A 15,675-nucleotide genomic window follows, 5' to 3' on the forward strand; every position below is an offset into this window, starting at 1 on the left:
CGACCGGTTTCCGACAGCTCAGAGGCCGTATCCGCGCGCCGGCCGCGCCGTCGCGACGCGGTCCGCGGCCGGCGCGCCCGAATGATTCCCGCGGTCGAGTGTTTCCCGCGTTCACCGCTGCGCCGAGCGGAGCGGCCCGGGCGGAGGCGGTGACTTCAGGGGCTCGACCGACTGGCCGTCCCGCAGATCCGGGGCGGGGCTGTAGATGATCCGGCTGTCGGCGGGCAGCCCCGAGTCGAGCTCCAGCGTGCGCCCGAGATCGCGCCGGACGCGGATCGTCCGCCACGTCACCCGGTCGTCGTCGCTGAGGGTGGCGACCCTGAGGTCGTTGCCGTCGAACACCGTCGCCTCGGCGGGGATCGACACGCCGGGCTCGGCCCGGGGGATCTTGAGAGTGACGTAGGCGTACAGCCCGGCCCGCAGCGCCCGGTCAGCGTTGGGGACGTCCACCTGGGTGGTCAGCGTGCGCGACGCCGCGTTCAGCGCGACGGAGCTGCGCTCCACGTAGCCTTCGAAGCGCCGCCCCGGCATCTGCGGCACGGTGATCTCGGCCCGCACCCCGGGTTTGACGCCGACGGCATCCTTCTGCGGCACGTTGACGGTGATGCGCAGCAGGCTGTCCTGGTCCATGGTCAGCAGCGGCGTGCCCCCGTTGTCGGCACGGACGAGGTCGCCGACATCGACGTTGCGCACGGTCACGACCCCGTCGAACGGCGCCACGACACGCTCGAAGGCGGTGAGCGCTTTCAGGCGGTCGACCACGGCCTCCTGCGCCTTGATGTTGGCGGTGGCGACCTTCACGCCGGCCTCGGCGGCGGCGAGCGCGGCGGCTTGGCTCAGCACGCCCGCCTTGGTGTTGTCGGCGTTCTGCCGCGAGGCCCAGCCCTGCACGGCCAGGGTGCTGGTGCGGTTGTTGGTGAGGTTGGCGAGGTTCACGTTCGCGCGGGCCTGCTCGACCTGCGCCTGCGCCTGGAGCAGCTGCGCCTTCAGCTGGCCGACCTGCGCCTCGGCCTGCGCGAGCTGCTGGTCGAGATCCGGTGCGGCGATGCGCAGGAGGAGGTCGCCCGCCTTGACCCGGGATCCGATATCGACCCGGCGCTCCGCGATGTAGCCAGTGGCGCGCGCGGCGATCGCCGCCGTGGTGAAGGCCTGGATCTCGCCGGGAAGTACGAGATCGAGGGGGCCCTCGGCCCGCGCGGCGGCCACGGTGCGCACCTGCGGCACGAGGGTCTTGATCCGCTCCAGCGTCGCGGTCGCCTCCACGTCGCGCTGCCAGTGACCGTAGGCACCCCAGGCGAGCAGGCCGAGTCCGGCGAGGCCGACCAGCAGGAACGGGCCCTTGCCGGGCGGCGGAGGGACGTCCGAGCCCGCGTCGTGCGCCTTCATCGATCGGCTCTCCGCCCCGGACATCCGGCCGGGTCACGGTGAGGGTAGCGGCCGGCGGCCCGGCCCGCCAGCGTGTGCATTGGCCGCATCGGCGCGCCGGCCTAACGCGCCGGCCCGGCCACCAGCAGGCGCCGGCTGAGGCGCTTGTGCAGGTGGACCATCAGGGCGATGCCGAAGAGGGGCGTCAGCAGGTTGAGAACTGGGACGATCATCAGGCCGGCCAGCAGGCAACCGGCGCCGAGCGTCCGGGCCGAGAAGGCGCGGCGCATCTCGGCGGCCTCGGGAAGGGGGCGGAACCGGGCCGCCGCCATCTCGAAGTACTCGCGGGACAGCAGGTAGGCGTTGGCGGCGAAGAAGGCCGCGATCCCAATGAAAGGGACGAAGAAGATCACCAGGGCCGCGAGGTTCACCAGCAGCGTCACGCCGGCGAAGCGCAGGGCGTAGAGCATGGCGGTCCCGAACGGCATGGCGCGTCCGGGCGGCTCGTTCGGGAAATCGGTGCGCTCGACGATCTCGGCCGCGTCGTCGAGGAAGAAGCCTGCCACCAGGATCGAGACCGCCGGCATCAGGTAGGCGAGGGCCACGACCAGACCGAAACCCGCGAGGTAGTAGGCGAGGCTGTCGAGGATCGGGTACTGGGCGGAGATGTGGTGGCTCGCCTGGAAGGCCTGGATCAGCCGGGTCAGGCCGAGCCAGATCAGGAGCAGGAGCCCGACCGTCAGGCCGAGGGACTTCCACAGGATCGCGCGCAGCGGCGGCGAGAAGGTCTGGCGCAAAGCCGCCGCGGCGGACTCGACGAGCATCGGGCGAGAATTCCGGCCTGCGCCGGAAGCGGCGCTGGCGCGTTGTGGAGCGGTGCGGCGACCGGTGCAAGATCGGGCTCCGTCGCAGGGGCGGCAGGGTGCGGGGAGCACGCGTGCAGGACACGACAGGACAGGTCTCGGCGCCGCGGGCGCCCGATCACCGGTGGAGCGAACCGGTCGTGCGGCCCACCTACAGGCCGCGCCTCGCGCCTCTACCCGAGAAGCCCGAGGTGCTGGTGATCGGCGCGGGCGCCGCCGGCATCGGCGCGGCCCGGACGCTCGCGGCCCGGGGCGTGTCCGTCGCGGTGCTGGAGGCGCGGGAGCGCGTCGGCGGCCGCGCCCTGACGGTGACCCTGCGCGGCCACGCCCTCGATCTCGGGGCCCACTGGCTCCATGCCGGGCCGATCAATCCCCTCGTGACGCTCGGCCGGGCGCGCGGCGAGCGGCTCCGCCGGGCCGCGCAGGAGAGCCACGTCTGGGTCCGGGGCCGGCCGGGCCGCGCCGACGACGTCCGGGCCAACGCGCGCGCCTTCGACCGCGCGGACCGCGCCATGACCCGTGGCGCCGCGCGGCCCGGCCCCGACCGGCCGGCCGCCAGCGCGCTGCCGCCCGGGCTCGGTGCCTGGGGCGACCGGGTCGCGCAGGTCCACGGCCTCGTCGCGGGCCGACCGCTGGAGGCGGTCTCGCTCCACGACTTCCCCAGCATGGAGTACGGCGACAACTACTTCCTGGCCGACGGCTACGGCAGCTACGTCGCCCGACTGGCTGACGGCCTGCCGGTGGCGCTCGCGTCGCCGGTGACCCGGATCGACTGGTCGGGCGGCCGCGTCCGCGCGACCGGCGCGGATGGGACCGTCTACGCCGCCCGCGCGGTGATCGTGACGGTGCCGATGATGGTGCTCCGGGACGGGCCGACCTTCACGCCGCCGCTGCCGAACGCGGTCCGCGCCGCCATCGACGGCTTCACCACCGGCATCTACGAGCACGCGGTGCTTCACTGGCCATCGAGCCCGTTCCGCGGCCGCGACCGGCTGGCGGCGATCCACGGCGGGCGGCGCGCCCCGCCGGGCCTCCTCACCCGCATCGACGACACGCCGTTCCACTACTACGAACTCGACCTGCACGAGGCGGCGGCGATCGACGCGGCAGGATCCGGCGCGGACGGCGTGCGCCGCCACGTCCGCGCGGTCCTGGGCGAGCATTTCGGCCGGGCGCGGCTGCGCGACCTGACGATCCCCGCGGTGAGCGCGTGGCGCCACGACCAGTGGTCGCGCGGCTCGTGGGCCGTGGTCCCGCCGGGCCACGCGCCGGCGCGACAGGCCCTCCGCGCCGCCGTCGCCGACACCGTCTGGTTCGCCGGCGAGGCGCTGTCCCGGGAGCAGTGGGGCACGGTCGGGGGCGCCTACGCGGAAGGCGTCCGGGCCGCCGAGGCCGTGTCCGTTGTCGTACAGACGGGCGCCGGCGAGCGTATCCGGGCCGGCATAGGCTGAAGCGCGCGCGGCGCGGAACCTGCCGGAACGCTTGCCGCGGCCGGTCAAGACAGGCATCCCCCGGCCGAAACGCGACAGGGGGCGGCGATGGATTGGGTCGAGGGCATCGGCTATCTCGGGACGGCGCTGACCATCACGGCGACGGCCATGAGCACGATGATCCCGCTGCGGATCATCTCGCTCTGCGCGAGCTGCGCCGTGATCACCTACGGCATCATGATCGGCAGCATGCCGGTGGTGCTGACCGAATTGATCCAGATGCCGTTCAACGCCTACCGGCTCTGGCAGATGCTGCGCCTCGTCCGGGACGTGGAGACGGCCGCCGAGAACGACCTGTCCCTGGAATGGCTCCGACCCTTCGGCTCCCGACGCCCGTTCGGCATCGGCGAGGTGGTGTTCCGCAAGGGGGATCTCGCCACCGAGATGTACTACATCGAGAGCGGCGTGTTCCGGATCCCGGAGGTCGACCTCGAGGTGCGCCAGGGCGGGATCGTCGGCGAGCTCGGGCTCCTGTCGCCCGGCAACGCCCGCACCGCCTCGCTGGTCTGCGTCGAGGCGGGACACGCGCTGTGCGTGTCCTACTCGGACGTGAAGCAGCTCTACTACCAGAACCCCGAATTCGGGTTCTACTTCCTCAAGCTGACCAGCGAGCGGCTCTTCCAGGGTGTGCAGGGCATGTCCAAGCCCCAGGCGGTGGCCGGCGACGCCCTGTGAGGCGCCGCCGTCCGCGGCTCAGAGATCGCCGCTCAGAGCATGCTCGGCAGGATGCGGTCCGGCGGCCGGTGTCCGTCCATGAAGGTCTTGATGTTGATGATGACCTTCTCGCCCATGTCGGTGCGGCTCTCGTAGGTCGCCGAGCCCATGTGGGGCAGGAGGACGACCTTGCCCTGGCGGGCGAGCTTGACGAGGCGCGGGCTGACGGCGGGCTCCTGCTCGAACACGTCGAGGCCGGCCGCCGAGACCTCCCCGCCCTCGATCAGGCGCGCCAGGGCGTTCTCGTCGATCACCTCGCCGCGGGCCGTGTTGACCACGATCGCCTCGGGCTTGAGCAGCTTGAGGCGCCGCGCCGAGAGCAGATGGTACGTGGCGGGCGTGTGCGGGCAGTTCACCGACACGATGTCGACGCGCGCCAGCATCTGGTCGAGGGATTCCCAGTAGGTCGCGTCCAGCGCGCTCTCGATGGCGGCCGGCACCCGGCGGCGGTTGTGGTAGTGCACCTGCAGGCCGAAGGCGCGGGCGCGCTTGGCGAGCGCCTGGCCGATCCGGCCCATGCCGACGATGCCGAGGCGCTTGCCGGTGATGCGCCGGCCGAGCATCCAGGTCGGCGACCAGCCCGTGGTCCACTCGTCGTCCGGGATAATCCGCGCGCCCTCGGTGACCCGGCGGGCCACCGCGAGGATCAACGCCATGGTCATGTCGGCGGTGTCCTCGGTCAGCACGCCGGGCGTGTTGGTGACCGTGATGCCGCGCTCCAGCGCCGCCGCCACGTCGATATGGTCGACGCCGTTGCCGAAATTGGCGATCAGGCGGAGGTTCGGGCCGGCCTGGGCGATCAGCCCGGCATCGATCTCGTCGGTCACGGTGGGGACGAGCACGTCGGCCTCGCGCAGGGCCGACGCCATCGCGTCCGGCGCCATCGGCGCGTCCTCGGAATTGAGCCGGACGTCGAACAGTTCGCGCATCCGCGTCTCGACGGCATCCGGCAGGCGCCGCGTCACGACCACCAGCGGCTTGCGCTTCGACACGTCTCTCTCCCCCGTCAGCCCAGCGGCCTTGATTGCGGCTCGCGCCCGGCGGCTCCCGCCCGGACCGCGTCCCGCAAGCGTCCGTTAACCGAACTCGGCCAGACAGGATCGGTCACGGGGCGCCGGTTCCGGAGCCCGTTCCGACCCATCGGCCTCTCTACCAGAGGTGGGCCGGAACACAATCGGATGCGGACCGGTCCGCGTGTCGAACCGGCCCCGCTTTCGACATGTCCGGCGCCCAGCAACGCCACGTCTGGATAGGGAGACGACCATGCGCGTGTCATGCCTCAGCCTCGCCGTCGCGGCGGTGCTGGCCGGCGGCCTCGCGACCGGTGCCCGCGCGGCGCCGCCGACCGGCCCCGAGGCCGGGGTCGGGCCGGTGACCAAGCTGCCGCTGCCGCGCTACGCGAGCCTGAAGACCGATCGCGTCAACCTCCGCGAAGGCCCCTCGAAGGATCACAGGACGCTCTGGGTGTTCCAGCGGGCCGGCCTGCCGGTCGAGATCGTGGGCGAGTTCGAAACCTGGCGCAGGATCCGCGATTCGGAGGGCACCGAGGGCTGGGTGCTGCACTCGCTGCTGTCCGGGCGCCGCACCGCCATCGTGAACGCCGGCCCCGACAAGGGTGTCGAGAAGGCGGCCGTGTCGCTGCGGGCCAAGGCCGACGACGGCGCCGACGACGAGGCCAAGCTCCAGACCGGCGTGATCGGCAGCGTCAAGAGCTGCACCGGCACGTGGTGCCGCATGATCGTCGCGCTTCCCAACAAGCGGGACGTCGACGGCTACATTCGCCAGAATCGCCTGTGGGGCGTCTACCCGAACGAGGTCGTGGAATAGCGGTCCGGGCGCCCCGACGGCGCCCGTCCGTCATTCCGGGCGGCGGCGGCGCGCCAGCTCCCGGCACGCCGGCAGCCCGAAAAAGCGAAGGCCCGGACGATGCCGGGCCTCGCGTCGCTCGCGTACTGAGTTGGACCCGGGCCTCAGCCCTGGCGGCGGCCCGCCGGACGGCTGCGGCGCAGGCGCACGATCACCTCGACCCCGGCGATCTCCATGCCCTCAGGCGCCTCGGGCAGCGAATCGACCGTGATGCCGCAATCCGGCATGTCGATCACCTGGCTCTCGTCCTCCAGGTAGAAATGGTGGTGCTCGGTCGGGTTCGTGTCGAAATAGGCCTTCGACCCGTCGAGCGCGAGCTGGCGCAGGAGCCCGGCCTCGGTGAACTGGTGCAGCGTGTTGTAGACGGTCGCCAGCGAGACCGGCACCTTGGCGCGCATCGCCTCGTCGTACAGCATCTCCGCCGTCAGGTGGCGGTCGCCGCGGCCGAAGAGCAGCCAGCCCAGGGACAGGCGCTGCCGCGTCGGGCGCAGGCCGGCCCGACGCAGACGGTCGCGCAGGTCGGACAGCGGACAGCCGCGGCGCGGAGTCCCGTTGGCCTCCAACTGGGGGGCGGGGACCCGGCCGTTGAAGACGGCCTGGAATGGCACCGGTTCGGACATCGCTGGACTGAACGCTCGACGAGGGGCCTGAAGGAACGGATGTCTCCTCAGTATATTGAAGTGGTCGGACAGTCGCAACCCGAGCGTTGCCGCATACCCGCGGCTGCAGGCTTTGAAGGCGCGGCGCCCCGTGCTAACCCGCGCGCCAGCCGATGGGCCGAGTATAGTCGCCCGCGACGCGAAGATCGCGCACATCCGAGGAAACAGCCAACGCAATGCCGCCAGACGCCGAGACACAAGCGCAGGGTGCGAACCGCCGGTCGCACTATTCCTACGAGGATCTTCTGGCCTGCGGGCGCGGCGAACTCTTCGGATCCGGCAACGCGCAGTTGCCGCTGCCGCCGATGCTGATGTTCGACCGGATCACGTCCATCGGGACCGAGGGCGGCGCCCACGGCAAGGGGCACGTGACGGCCGAGCTCGACATCCGGCCGGACCTCTGGTTCTTCCCCTGCCATTTCCAGGGCGACCCGGTTATGCCGGGCTGCCTCGGCCTCGACGCCCTCTGGCAGATGCTGGGCTTCCATCTCGGCTGGCTGGGCTCGCCGGGCCGCGGCCGCGCCCTGGGCGTCGGCGAGGTGAAGCTCGCCGGCCAGGTGCTGCCGACGATCAAGAAGGTCGTCTACAATGTCGACGTGAAGCGGGTCCGTCAGGGCAAGCTCGTGCTCGGCATCGGCGACGGCTGGCTCGAGGCTGACGGCGAGCGCGTCTATCAGGTCCAAGACATGCGGGTCGGCCTGTTCCAGAGCTGAGCCGCAGCCGCCGCGCGTCGGGTTCGCGGCTTGGCCGCAACGCCGGACGGTCTCGGCGGTTGAGATTGTGTCCGCGTCACCTTAGCTGACCGTGACGCGGCCCGGGCGACCGGGACCGCGACGGAGGTAGTGTCACCATCATGCGCCGTGTCGTCATCACCGGGATGGGCATCGTCTCGTCCATCGGCAACAACACGCAGGAGGTGCTCGCCTCCCTGCGCGAGGCCCGCTCGGGCATCGCGCGCGACGCCAGCTACGCCGAGCACGGCTTCCGCAGCCAGGTCTCCGGCGCGCCCACCCTCGATCCCGAGGGCGTGGTGGACCGGCGCGCGATGCGCTTCCACGGCGGCGGGACCGCCTGGAACCACGTCGCCATGGATCAGGCGATCCAGGATGCCGGCCTGGATCAGGGCGACATCTCGAACGAGCGCACCGGCATCATCATGGGCTCGGGCGGTCCCTCGACCCGCGTGATCGTCGAGGCCGCCGGCATCGCGCGGGACAAGGGTCCCAAGCGCATCGGCCCGTTCGCCGTGCCGAAGGCGATGTCGTCGACCGCCTCGGCGACGCTCGCGACGTGGTTCAAGATCCGCGGCGTGAACTACTCGATCTCCTCCGCCTGCGCGACCTCGAATCACTGCATCGGCAACGCCGCCGAGATCATCCAGGGCGGCCGGCAGGACATCATCTTCGCGGGCGGCTGCGAGGATCTCGACTGGACTCTCTCGGTGCTGTTCGACGCCATGGGCGCCATGTCGTCGAAGTACAACGACACGCCGTCCCGTGCCTCCCGCGCCTACGACGCCAACCGCGACGGGTTCGTCATCGCGGGCGGTGCGGGCGTGCTGGTCCTCGAGGAGCTGGAGCACGCCAAGGCGCGCGGCGCCCGGATCTACGGCGAGGTCGCGGGCTACGGCGCCACCTCGGACGGCCACGACATGGTCGCGCCGTCGGGCGAGGGCGCCGTGCGCTGCATGCGCCAGGCGCTGGACGGGCTGAAGGGCGCGCGGATCGACTACATCAACCCGCACGCCACATCGACGCCGGTCGGCGACGACAAGGAGATCGAGGCGATCCGCGAGGTGTTCGGCCGCGGCGAGGATTGCCCGCCGATCTCGGCCACCAAGTCGCTGACCGGCCATTCCCTGGGCGCCACCGGCGTGCAGGAGGCGATCTACAGCCTGCTGATGATGAACAACGGCTTCATCTGCGAGAGCGCGCACATCGACACGCTCGACCCGGCCTTCGCGGACATGCCGATCCTGCAGCAGCGCCGGGACAACGCGCAGCTCGGCCACGTGCTGACCAATTCCTTCGGCTTCGGCGGCACCAACGCCACCCTGGTCCTGAAGCACGTCGACGCCTGATCGCCCGGCGCGGAACCGCCGGCCACAGGCCGGCGTTTACCCGCTGTTGAGATCTGGTGGTGGCGATGGGGACTTTCATCTTCGGAACATTGGGTGGCCTCATGATCGCCGGTGTCGCGGCGATCTACGCGAAGCAGGCCGCACTGGAAGAAGCGGATTCCCACACGGACGGGCATTTCTGAGCCCGGCCGCCGCGCCACCATCGCCCCGCCCGCCGGCGGGGCTTTTTTTTGCCCGTTGCAGGACACCGCTGCGTTTGGAACGCGGCGCGAGCCGCGTTAAGGCAGCCTGCCGCGGTTCGCTCGTCGCGACCCCGGTCCGGGCCCGCTTCGCGGGTCCGGCGTGCTCGGTCAGGATGTGAGTCGGCATGACGGGTTTGATGGCGGGCAAGCGCGGCCTGATCATGGGCGTCGCGAACGATCACTCGATCGCCTGGGGGATCGCCAAGGCGCTGCACGCCCAGGGCGCGCGACTGGCCTTCACGTACCAGGGCGAGGCCCTGGGCCGCCGGGTGGCGCCCCTCGCCGCCAAGCTCGATTCGGACATCGTCCTGCCCTGCGACGTCGAGGATCTGGCCTCGGTCGACGCGACCTTCGAGGCCCTGGACGCCCGATTCGATGGCGGCCTCGACTTCGTGGTCCACGCCATCGGCTTCTCCGACAAGGCGCAGCTCAAGGGCCGCTACGTCGACGTGACGACGCGCGAGAATTTCGTGCGCACGATGACGATCTCGTGCTTCTCGTTCACCGAGATCGCGCAGCGCGCGGCCAAGCGGATGAACCAGGGCGGCTCGCTGCTGACCCTGACCTACGGCGGCGCGACCCGGGTCATGCCGAACTACAACGTCATGGGCGTCGCCAAGGCGGCGCTCGAGGCCTCGGTGCGCTACCTAGCGAGCGACCTGGGCCCGGACGGGATCCGGGTCAACGCGCTCTCCGCCGGTCCGATGCGGACGCTGGCCGGGGCCGGGATCGCCGACGCGCGACTGATGTTCAACCACCAGCGGGCGCACGCGCCCCTGCGGCGCACGGTCAGCCTGGAGGATGTCGGCGGTTCGGCCCTCTACCTGCTGTCGCCGCTCTCGGGCGGCGTCACCGGCGAGGTCCACTTCGTCGATGCCGGCTACAACATCATCTCGATGCCGCGCCCGGACGTGCTGCAGGCGCAGGACGAGGCCGGCGTCGTCGGGGACGCCTGAGGCGCCTCACTCCTCCGGGATACGCCCCGGGGGCAGGGGACCGGCCGGCGAACCGCGCTCGCCGCGGACCGAGCGCCGCTCCCGGGCGGCGCGCGCCTCCTCCGCGGTCGGCGGCGCCGAGGGATAGTTCGACGCGAAGGGGTTCGGCGGCGCCCCGCGCCCGGAGCCGCCGAACAGCTTGTCGAGGAAGCCCTCCTCGGCGCTCGCGGGTCGGGCGACCAGGAGAAGGGCGAGGGCGAGGATCGGGCGAAGCTGCATCGTCGTCGTCTGCGTGCCGGGACCGGGCCGGGTTAGGGCCACTTTCCGGCGGATCGGAGGCCGAGTCCCCGTCGCCTGGAACCCCGGCGCGTCCGGCGGGTTCGCGGTCAACGATGAGGGCGCGTACAGGAGGCGTGATGTCCGAGGTAACCTATCGCATCGTCGAGCACGACGGCGGCTTCGCCTACAAGGTTGGCGACGTGTTTTCCGAGACGTTCCCGAGCCGCGAGGAGGCGCTGCAGGCGGCGCAGGCCGCGGCGGCGGAACAGCAGGTCCCCGGGTCGACCGAGGGGATCCGCTACCAGGATCAGGCCGGCGGCTGGCACGACGAGACCGCGCAGGGCAGCGACCGGCCCCGCGCCCGGGTCGTGGAGTAGCCGCGGCGGACGGGACGAATATGCGCGATCGTCCGCAACGGCGGGAAATCTCGTGGCGCGTGCGCGGCGCGTAACCCCGGCCGCGGCGCCGGCCGGTCGCAGGACGCCCGCCCTGCCGAAGGGCGCGCGGCGGACGACCCCGTCGCCGGAGACGCTGGCGGCGCTCGGCCCGGACCGGCTGATCGCGCTGATCCTCGGCGAGACCGGGCGCAACCCGGCCTTCAAGAAGCTGGTGAGCGCCGCGCTCGCCTCGCTCCAGGGCCCCGAGGCCGTCGCGGCGATCGTCGACCGGCGGCTGACGGCCCTCGAGGGCGCCCAGGGCTACATCGACTGGCAGAAGCGCCGGACCTTCGCGGCCGACCTCAACACGACCGTGACGGTGATCCTCAACGAGCTGCGGCCCCTCGATCCGGGGGCCGCGCTCGACCGGCTCCGGCGCTTCCTCGACGGCGCCGACGCGGTCCTGAACCGCGTGGACGACAGCACCGGCGCCGTGCAGGGCGTGTTCGACCGCGCCTCAGCGGCCTTCGTGGAGATCGCCGGCGCCCTGCCGCCGGAGGACGCCGTCCGGGTAGCGGCGCGCCTCGTCGAGCCGTTCGCGGCGGATCCGTTCGGCCCTCTCGGAACCATCCTCGGCGAGATGATCCCGGCGCTGCCCGAGCCATCCCTCGCGGAGATCGACGACCGGCTCGCCGCCGCCGAGGCGGCGCTGCCGCAGGGTGGGGATCCCCGCCGCGACGCGACCCATCACCGGCAGGCGGCCCGGATCCAGATCCTGCGCCTGCGCCAGGCCGTCGCCGACCGGCGCGGCGACACCGACACCTTCATCGCCCTGGAGCGGGCGACCTTGCCGGGGCGGGAGAACCGCGTGGCGATCGCCCGGCGGCTCCTCGACGCCGGGCGCGCCACCGAGGCGCTGGACTGGATCCGGCGCATGCAGGACCCGGGCCTGCGCATCGCCACGCGGGCCGACCTGATCGCCGGCTTCGACCTGCGCGGACCGGAACGGGAGCGACAGGCCCTGGAGATCGAGATCCTCGACGCGCTCGGCCGAGGTGAGGAGGCCCAGGCCCTGCGCTGGGGGCGGTTCGAGCGCGAACTCGACGCGCCGATGCTGCGGGCCTTCCTCGCCAAGCTCCCGGACTTCGACGACGAGGAGGCGCTCCTGCGCGCCCTCGACCACGCCGAGGCCTTCCCGCAGCCGCACCGGGCGCTCGCCTTCCTGGCGGCCTGGCCGGATCTCCGCCGTGCGGCCGCGCTGGTCGTCGCGCGGCCTGAGACCTGGCAGGGCGACCAGTACGCGGTGCTGGCGCCGGTCGCCGAGGCGCTGGCGCAGGATCACCCCCGGGCCGCGACGATCCTGTATCGCCGGCTCCTCGACTCGATCCTCGAGACCGGCCGCAGCGCCGCCTACCCGCACGGCGCGCGCTACCTCGCGGAGCTCGACGCCCTGGCGGGGCGCATCGCGACCGGCGACGTCGATCCGGATCCGCAGGCCTACCGCGCTGCTTTGCGGCGGGCGCACGGCCGCAAGCACGGGTTCTGGAGCCTCGTGCGCGACTGAACCGGGCGCGCGGCCGGTTCAGTCCTCCAGCACGATGGCGTCGACCCGGTCCGGGTAGAAAGCCACGTGGTCGCGGATCGCCGCGACGGCCGGGTACGGGTCGCCGTAGCTCCAGACCGCGTCGGGGCGCCGATCGCCGTCGACGACGAGGTCGAAATAGTGGGCGTCGCCCTTGTACGGGCAGTGGCTCGTCCGCGCCGAGGCGACGAAACAATCGGCGCGGATGTCGCTTCGCGGCACGTAGAAGACCGGTGGGTACTGAGCCTCCTGCAGCCGCAGGGCGTTCCGGGTCTCGGCGACCGCGGCGCCCGCCACGACGACGCGGACGCGGCGGGACTCGGGCTCGACGGTGATCGGGTGGTCCGGTCCGAACAGCTTCATGGCGTGTTCCCTCCCTCGGGCTTCAGCTCGACGGTCCCGAGCGCGTCGGCGAGGCGCGTCTTCGCGGTCCCGGGCCGCAGGGGCTTCTGCTGGGTCTCGTGCGGCGCCCAGCCCGAGAGCCACAGCACCTCGAAGGTCGCCCGCACGCGACCGTCCGGGTCCGAGAATCTCTCGGCGTAGATCTCGGCCATGCGCAGCAACGTCGCCCGCCGCAGCGGCGTCCGCCGCCGCTCGGTGAGCACGTTGGTCATGCCCATGGCCCGCAGGTCGCGCATCAGGCCGAACGGGTCGGCGTAGCGGACCGTCAGCGTGTCGGTATCGGCCACCGGCAGCGCGAAGCCCGCCCGCTGCAGCAGGCCGCCGGCCTCGCGCACCGCCGCGAAGGGCGCCACGCGGGGGCTGACCCCACCCTCGACCTCGCTCTCGGCCTGGGCGAAGCTCTGGCGCAGCTCCGTCAGCGTCGCGCCGCCGAGCAGGCAGCCGACGAACAGCCCATCCGGACGGAGGGCGCGGCGCAGCTGGATCAGCGTGCCGGGGAGGTCGTTCACGGCGTGGAGGGCCAGCAGCGACACGGCGAGGTCCAGGCTCCCGGTCGCCAGCGGCAGCGCTTCGGGATCTCCGACGATCAGGTCGCCGCCCGGCTCCGGCAGGGCCGCGAGGCGGACATGCCGCGCCGCCGGATAGCGGGCGGCGAGCAGCCGGGTCGCCACGGGACGCGGCGTGGCAAGGTCGAGAACAGAGACGAAGCTGCGCAGGACGGCGCCGAGCCGGTCGTCGAGATCCTCGGCGAGGCGGTCGAGGAGGAAGCCCGGGTAGCCGAGGCGCCCGGCACGGGCGAGGCGGCGGCGGGCGAGGCGCGTGTCGAACAGGGCGGCGGGAGCATTCATCGGGGGGCAGATGGCATCTGCGGTCGCGTCGCGCCACCGTCGCCGCGCACGGTCTCGTGAGCTGCGCTAGGATGCTGGAACGACTCGGGAGCGTCGCTGTTCCTGCTGCAACCGGCCCAACGGCCGAGATTCCTCAGGGAGCACACATCATGAAGCGCATGCTCGTCGGGGCCGCCGTGGCCCTCACCACCCTGGCCGCCGCGGGCGGCGCCGAGGCGAAGGGCTGCATCAAGGGCGCCATCGTCGGCGGCATCGCGGGTCACTACGCCGGCCATCACGGCCTCGTCGGCGCCGCGGCCGGCTGCGCCATCGGCCGCCACCGCGCCAACGCTCGCGACCGTCAGGTCGAGCGGCAGCAGATGGCGCCGCAGGCGCGCCCCGTCTCGGCCCAGTAAGCCGGGTCTGCGGGAGCGCGTCGCGCGCATGACGGCCTTCCAGGCCGTCGCCACGGCCCTGCGCGGTCTGCCGCGCGGGGTCGTCTCCCTGATCTACCCGCCCACCTGCGCTGGCTGCGGCGGCGCCACCGCCGACCCGGGCGCCCTCTGTCCGTCCTGCTGGTCGAGCCTGAGCCTGATCGAGGAACCGGTGTGCCAGCGCTACGGTACGCCCTTCGCGCTCGACCTCGGGGTCGGCCCGCTGGTGTCGCCCCGGGCCATCGCGGAACCGCCGGTCTTCGGCCGCGCCCGGGCGGTCGCCCTCTACGATTCCGTGGCGCGGCGGCTCGTCCATCGCCTGAAGTACGAGGACCGGCTCGATCTCGCCGGCGTGATGGCCCGGATGATGGCCGCGAGCGGCCGGACCCTGATCGCCGAGGCCGAGTGCCTCGTGCCGGTACCGCTCCATCGCGGACGCCTGTGGCGGCGGCGCTTCAACCAGTCCGCCCTGCTGGCGCGGGCGATTGCGGATGCGGCGGGGCGGCCGTGCGTCGCCACGGCCCTCGTGCGCGTGCGGGCCACGCGATCCCAGGTCGGCCTGAGCCGCGCGGCGCGGGCCGAGAACCTGAGCGGCGCCTTCCGGGTCGCTTCCGCCGAGCAGCACCGCGTCCGCGGCCGCCGGGTCCTCCTCGTGGACGACGTCATGACCACCGGCGCCACCGGCAACGCCGCCGCCCGCGCGCTCCTGCGCGGCGGGGCGACGTCCGTGGATCTCCTGACCTTCGCCCTCGTCGGCGACATCGCCGGCTGAGCCTGCCTTCAGCGCCCGGCCTGCACCCGCTCCGGGAAGCCCGCCGCCAGGGTGAAGTCGAACGCCTCCGCGATCCCCTCGTACCAGAGCGAGAACGGCGTCGGACGCGCGAGGTGCAGGGCGCCCTCGGTCTCGCGCCCCTCGTGCTGGAGGGCCGCCCCGTGCTTGGCCGCGAGCCGCAGCATGGGCCCGTTTCCCGACAGGCAGCGGACGTGGAGATCCTTGACGCCGCGATGCCGCGCCGCGCGGGCGATCCGGGCGAACAGGGCGGCCCCGATCCCCTTGCGGCGGAAGGTCTGCTCGACCGCGAAGGCCGCCTCAGCGTGCGGCCCCAGGGCGTAGCGGGACGCGCCCGGCCCCATCGGCCGCAGCTCGGCGAGACCGCGCAGCACGCCGCCCACGAAGGCGCCGTACATCACGCCCTCCGCGGTCTGCGCCTGCGCCGCGTAGGCCCGGACTCCGGCCTCGCTGACATTGCCCATGAAGCGGCTCGCCCGGGTCTCCGGATCCAGCCGCAGGAAATAGTCGAGGACCGCCGCGCGGTCCGCCGGCCAGAGACGCCGGATGGTGTGGGTCGGCCCATCGAGGGCTTGTACCGCCATGATGAAGCTCCGGTTCGTGCGCGCTACCGCGCGGGGTGATCCGGACGCTCCTCCCAAGAGACCGCCGGGATGTCGCATCCCCGAATTCATTGTGCAATGCAGCAGAGTGCGGGGCCGGCCGGCCGCGGGCCTGCCATGCGCGGGACCGATGGGAGGCTTCGATGGGACGCCTCGATGGGACGCCTC

The 15,675-nt window shown here is 72.6% G+C and carries 18 protein-coding genes; 10 read left to right on the top strand and 8 right to left on the bottom strand.

Annotated elements, in window-relative coordinates; all coding sequences use genetic code 11:
- Positions 1-111 precede the first annotated feature (111 nt).
- The gene (locus BM419_RS13260) at positions 112-1,386 is read right to left on the bottom strand and encodes an efflux RND transporter periplasmic adaptor subunit (protein ID WP_091926716.1); all 1,275 of its coding nucleotides are present in this window, start codon (positions 1,384-1,386) and stop codon (positions 112-114) included.
- Positions 1,387-1,487: 101 nt separating this feature from the next.
- Positions 1,488-2,189 (bottom strand): sulfate transporter family protein, encoded by a 702-nt coding sequence (locus BM419_RS13265; RefSeq protein ID WP_091926717.1) that lies wholly within the window; start codon positions 2,187-2,189, stop codon positions 1,488-1,490.
- A gap of 179 nt (positions 2,190-2,368) precedes the next feature.
- Between BM419_RS13265 and BM419_RS13270 the strand changes: the two genes are divergently transcribed.
- Positions 2,369-3,679, top strand: a complete 1,311-nt coding sequence (locus BM419_RS13270) for a flavin monoamine oxidase family protein (RefSeq protein WP_091926718.1) — start codon at positions 2,369-2,371, stop codon at positions 3,677-3,679.
- 87 nt (positions 3,680-3,766) lie between these two features.
- On the top strand, positions 3,767-4,393 hold the full coding sequence (locus BM419_RS13275; protein WP_056528908.1) for a Crp/Fnr family transcriptional regulator: 627 nt from the start codon (positions 3,767-3,769) through the stop codon (positions 4,391-4,393).
- A gap of 32 nt (positions 4,394-4,425) precedes the next feature.
- Here BM419_RS13275 and BM419_RS13280 read toward each other — a convergent pair whose 3' ends face one another.
- The gene (locus tag BM419_RS13280) at positions 4,426-5,424 is read right to left on the bottom strand and encodes a 2-hydroxyacid dehydrogenase (RefSeq protein ID WP_020092116.1); all 999 of its coding nucleotides are present in this window, start codon (positions 5,422-5,424) and stop codon (positions 4,426-4,428) included.
- 271 nt (positions 5,425-5,695) lie between these two features.
- On the opposite strand from BM419_RS13280, the gene BM419_RS13285 reads away from it, so the two are divergent.
- Positions 5,696-6,259, top strand: coding sequence for an SH3 domain-containing protein (locus tag BM419_RS13285; RefSeq protein ID WP_020092117.1), 564 nt, complete (start codon positions 5,696-5,698; stop codon positions 6,257-6,259).
- A gap of 143 nt (positions 6,260-6,402) precedes the next feature.
- Here the strand turns inward: BM419_RS13285 and irr are convergent, their stop codons facing one another.
- Positions 6,403-6,918: a Fur family transcriptional regulator Irr gene (irr, locus tag BM419_RS13290; protein WP_012319639.1), complete on the bottom strand. Its 516-nt coding sequence runs from the start codon at positions 6,916-6,918 to the stop codon at positions 6,403-6,405.
- A gap of 215 nt (positions 6,919-7,133) precedes the next feature.
- On the opposite strand from irr, the gene fabA reads away from it, so the two are divergent.
- The 3 genes from fabA to fabI all read left to right on the top strand — a co-directional run bounded on the left by fabA (position 7,134) and on the right by fabI (position 10,235).
- Entirely contained in the window at positions 7,134-7,670 is a 537-nt protein-coding gene (fabA, locus tag BM419_RS13295) for a 3-hydroxyacyl-[acyl-carrier-protein] dehydratase FabA (RefSeq protein ID WP_020092118.1), read from the top strand.
- 140 nt (positions 7,671-7,810) lie between these two features.
- Positions 7,811-9,037, top strand: a complete 1,227-nt coding sequence (gene fabB, locus BM419_RS13300) for a beta-ketoacyl-ACP synthase I (protein ID WP_056528916.1) — start codon at positions 7,811-7,813, stop codon at positions 9,035-9,037.
- Between the two features lie 367 nt (positions 9,038-9,404).
- A complete protein-coding gene (gene fabI / locus BM419_RS13310) occupies positions 9,405-10,235 on the top strand; it encodes an enoyl-ACP reductase FabI (protein ID WP_091926719.1) in 831 nt (276 codons plus the stop codon).
- A gap of 6 nt (positions 10,236-10,241) precedes the next feature.
- Here the strand turns inward: fabI and BM419_RS13315 are convergent, their stop codons facing one another.
- On the bottom strand, positions 10,242-10,493 hold the full coding sequence (locus tag BM419_RS13315) for a hypothetical protein (protein WP_042672450.1): 252 nt from the start codon (positions 10,491-10,493) through the stop codon (positions 10,242-10,244).
- A 137-nt stretch (positions 10,494-10,630) separates the two neighbouring features.
- On the opposite strand from BM419_RS13315, the gene BM419_RS13320 reads away from it, so the two are divergent.
- Together BM419_RS13320 and BM419_RS13325 are read left to right on the top strand one after the other, a co-directional pair.
- Entirely contained in the window at positions 10,631-10,870 is a 240-nt protein-coding gene (locus tag BM419_RS13320; protein ID WP_020092122.1) for a hypothetical protein, read from the top strand.
- Between the two features lie 52 nt (positions 10,871-10,922).
- The gene (locus tag BM419_RS13325; protein WP_091926720.1) at positions 10,923-12,434 is read left to right on the top strand and encodes a DUF6880 family protein; all 1,512 of its coding nucleotides are present in this window, start codon (positions 10,923-10,925) and stop codon (positions 12,432-12,434) included.
- 18 nt (positions 12,435-12,452) lie between these two features.
- Here BM419_RS13325 and BM419_RS13330 read toward each other — a convergent pair whose 3' ends face one another.
- Together BM419_RS13330 and BM419_RS13335 are read right to left on the bottom strand one after the other, a co-directional pair.
- Complete coding sequence (locus BM419_RS13330; protein ID WP_091926721.1) at positions 12,453-12,815, bottom strand: DUF427 domain-containing protein; 363 nt, start codon at positions 12,813-12,815, stop codon at positions 12,453-12,455.
- Positions 12,812-13,702, bottom strand: a complete 891-nt coding sequence (locus tag BM419_RS13335) for a methyltransferase domain-containing protein (protein WP_091926722.1) — start codon at positions 13,700-13,702, stop codon at positions 12,812-12,814. The genes BM419_RS13330 and BM419_RS13335 overlap by 4 nt, the downstream gene beginning before the upstream one ends.
- 149 nt (positions 13,703-13,851) lie before the next feature.
- Between BM419_RS13335 and BM419_RS13340 the strand changes: the two genes are divergently transcribed.
- The gene (locus tag BM419_RS13340; RefSeq protein ID WP_020092126.1) at positions 13,852-14,097 is read left to right on the top strand and encodes a hypothetical protein; all 246 of its coding nucleotides are present in this window, start codon (positions 13,852-13,854) and stop codon (positions 14,095-14,097) included.
- Positions 14,098-14,125: 28 nt separating this feature from the next.
- On the top strand, positions 14,126-14,887 hold the full coding sequence (locus BM419_RS13345; protein ID WP_091926723.1) for a ComF family protein: 762 nt from the start codon (positions 14,126-14,128) through the stop codon (positions 14,885-14,887).
- A gap of 8 nt (positions 14,888-14,895) precedes the next feature.
- On the opposite strand, the gene BM419_RS13350 is transcribed toward BM419_RS13345, so the two are convergent.
- The gene (locus BM419_RS13350; protein ID WP_091926724.1) at positions 14,896-15,489 is read right to left on the bottom strand and encodes a GNAT family N-acetyltransferase; all 594 of its coding nucleotides are present in this window, start codon (positions 15,487-15,489) and stop codon (positions 14,896-14,898) included.
- Positions 15,490-15,675: the final 186 nt, after the last annotated feature.

It is taken from the genome of Methylobacterium sp. yr668, assembly GCF_900116245.1.
Lineage (GTDB): Bacteria > Pseudomonadota > Alphaproteobacteria > Rhizobiales > Beijerinckiaceae > Methylobacterium.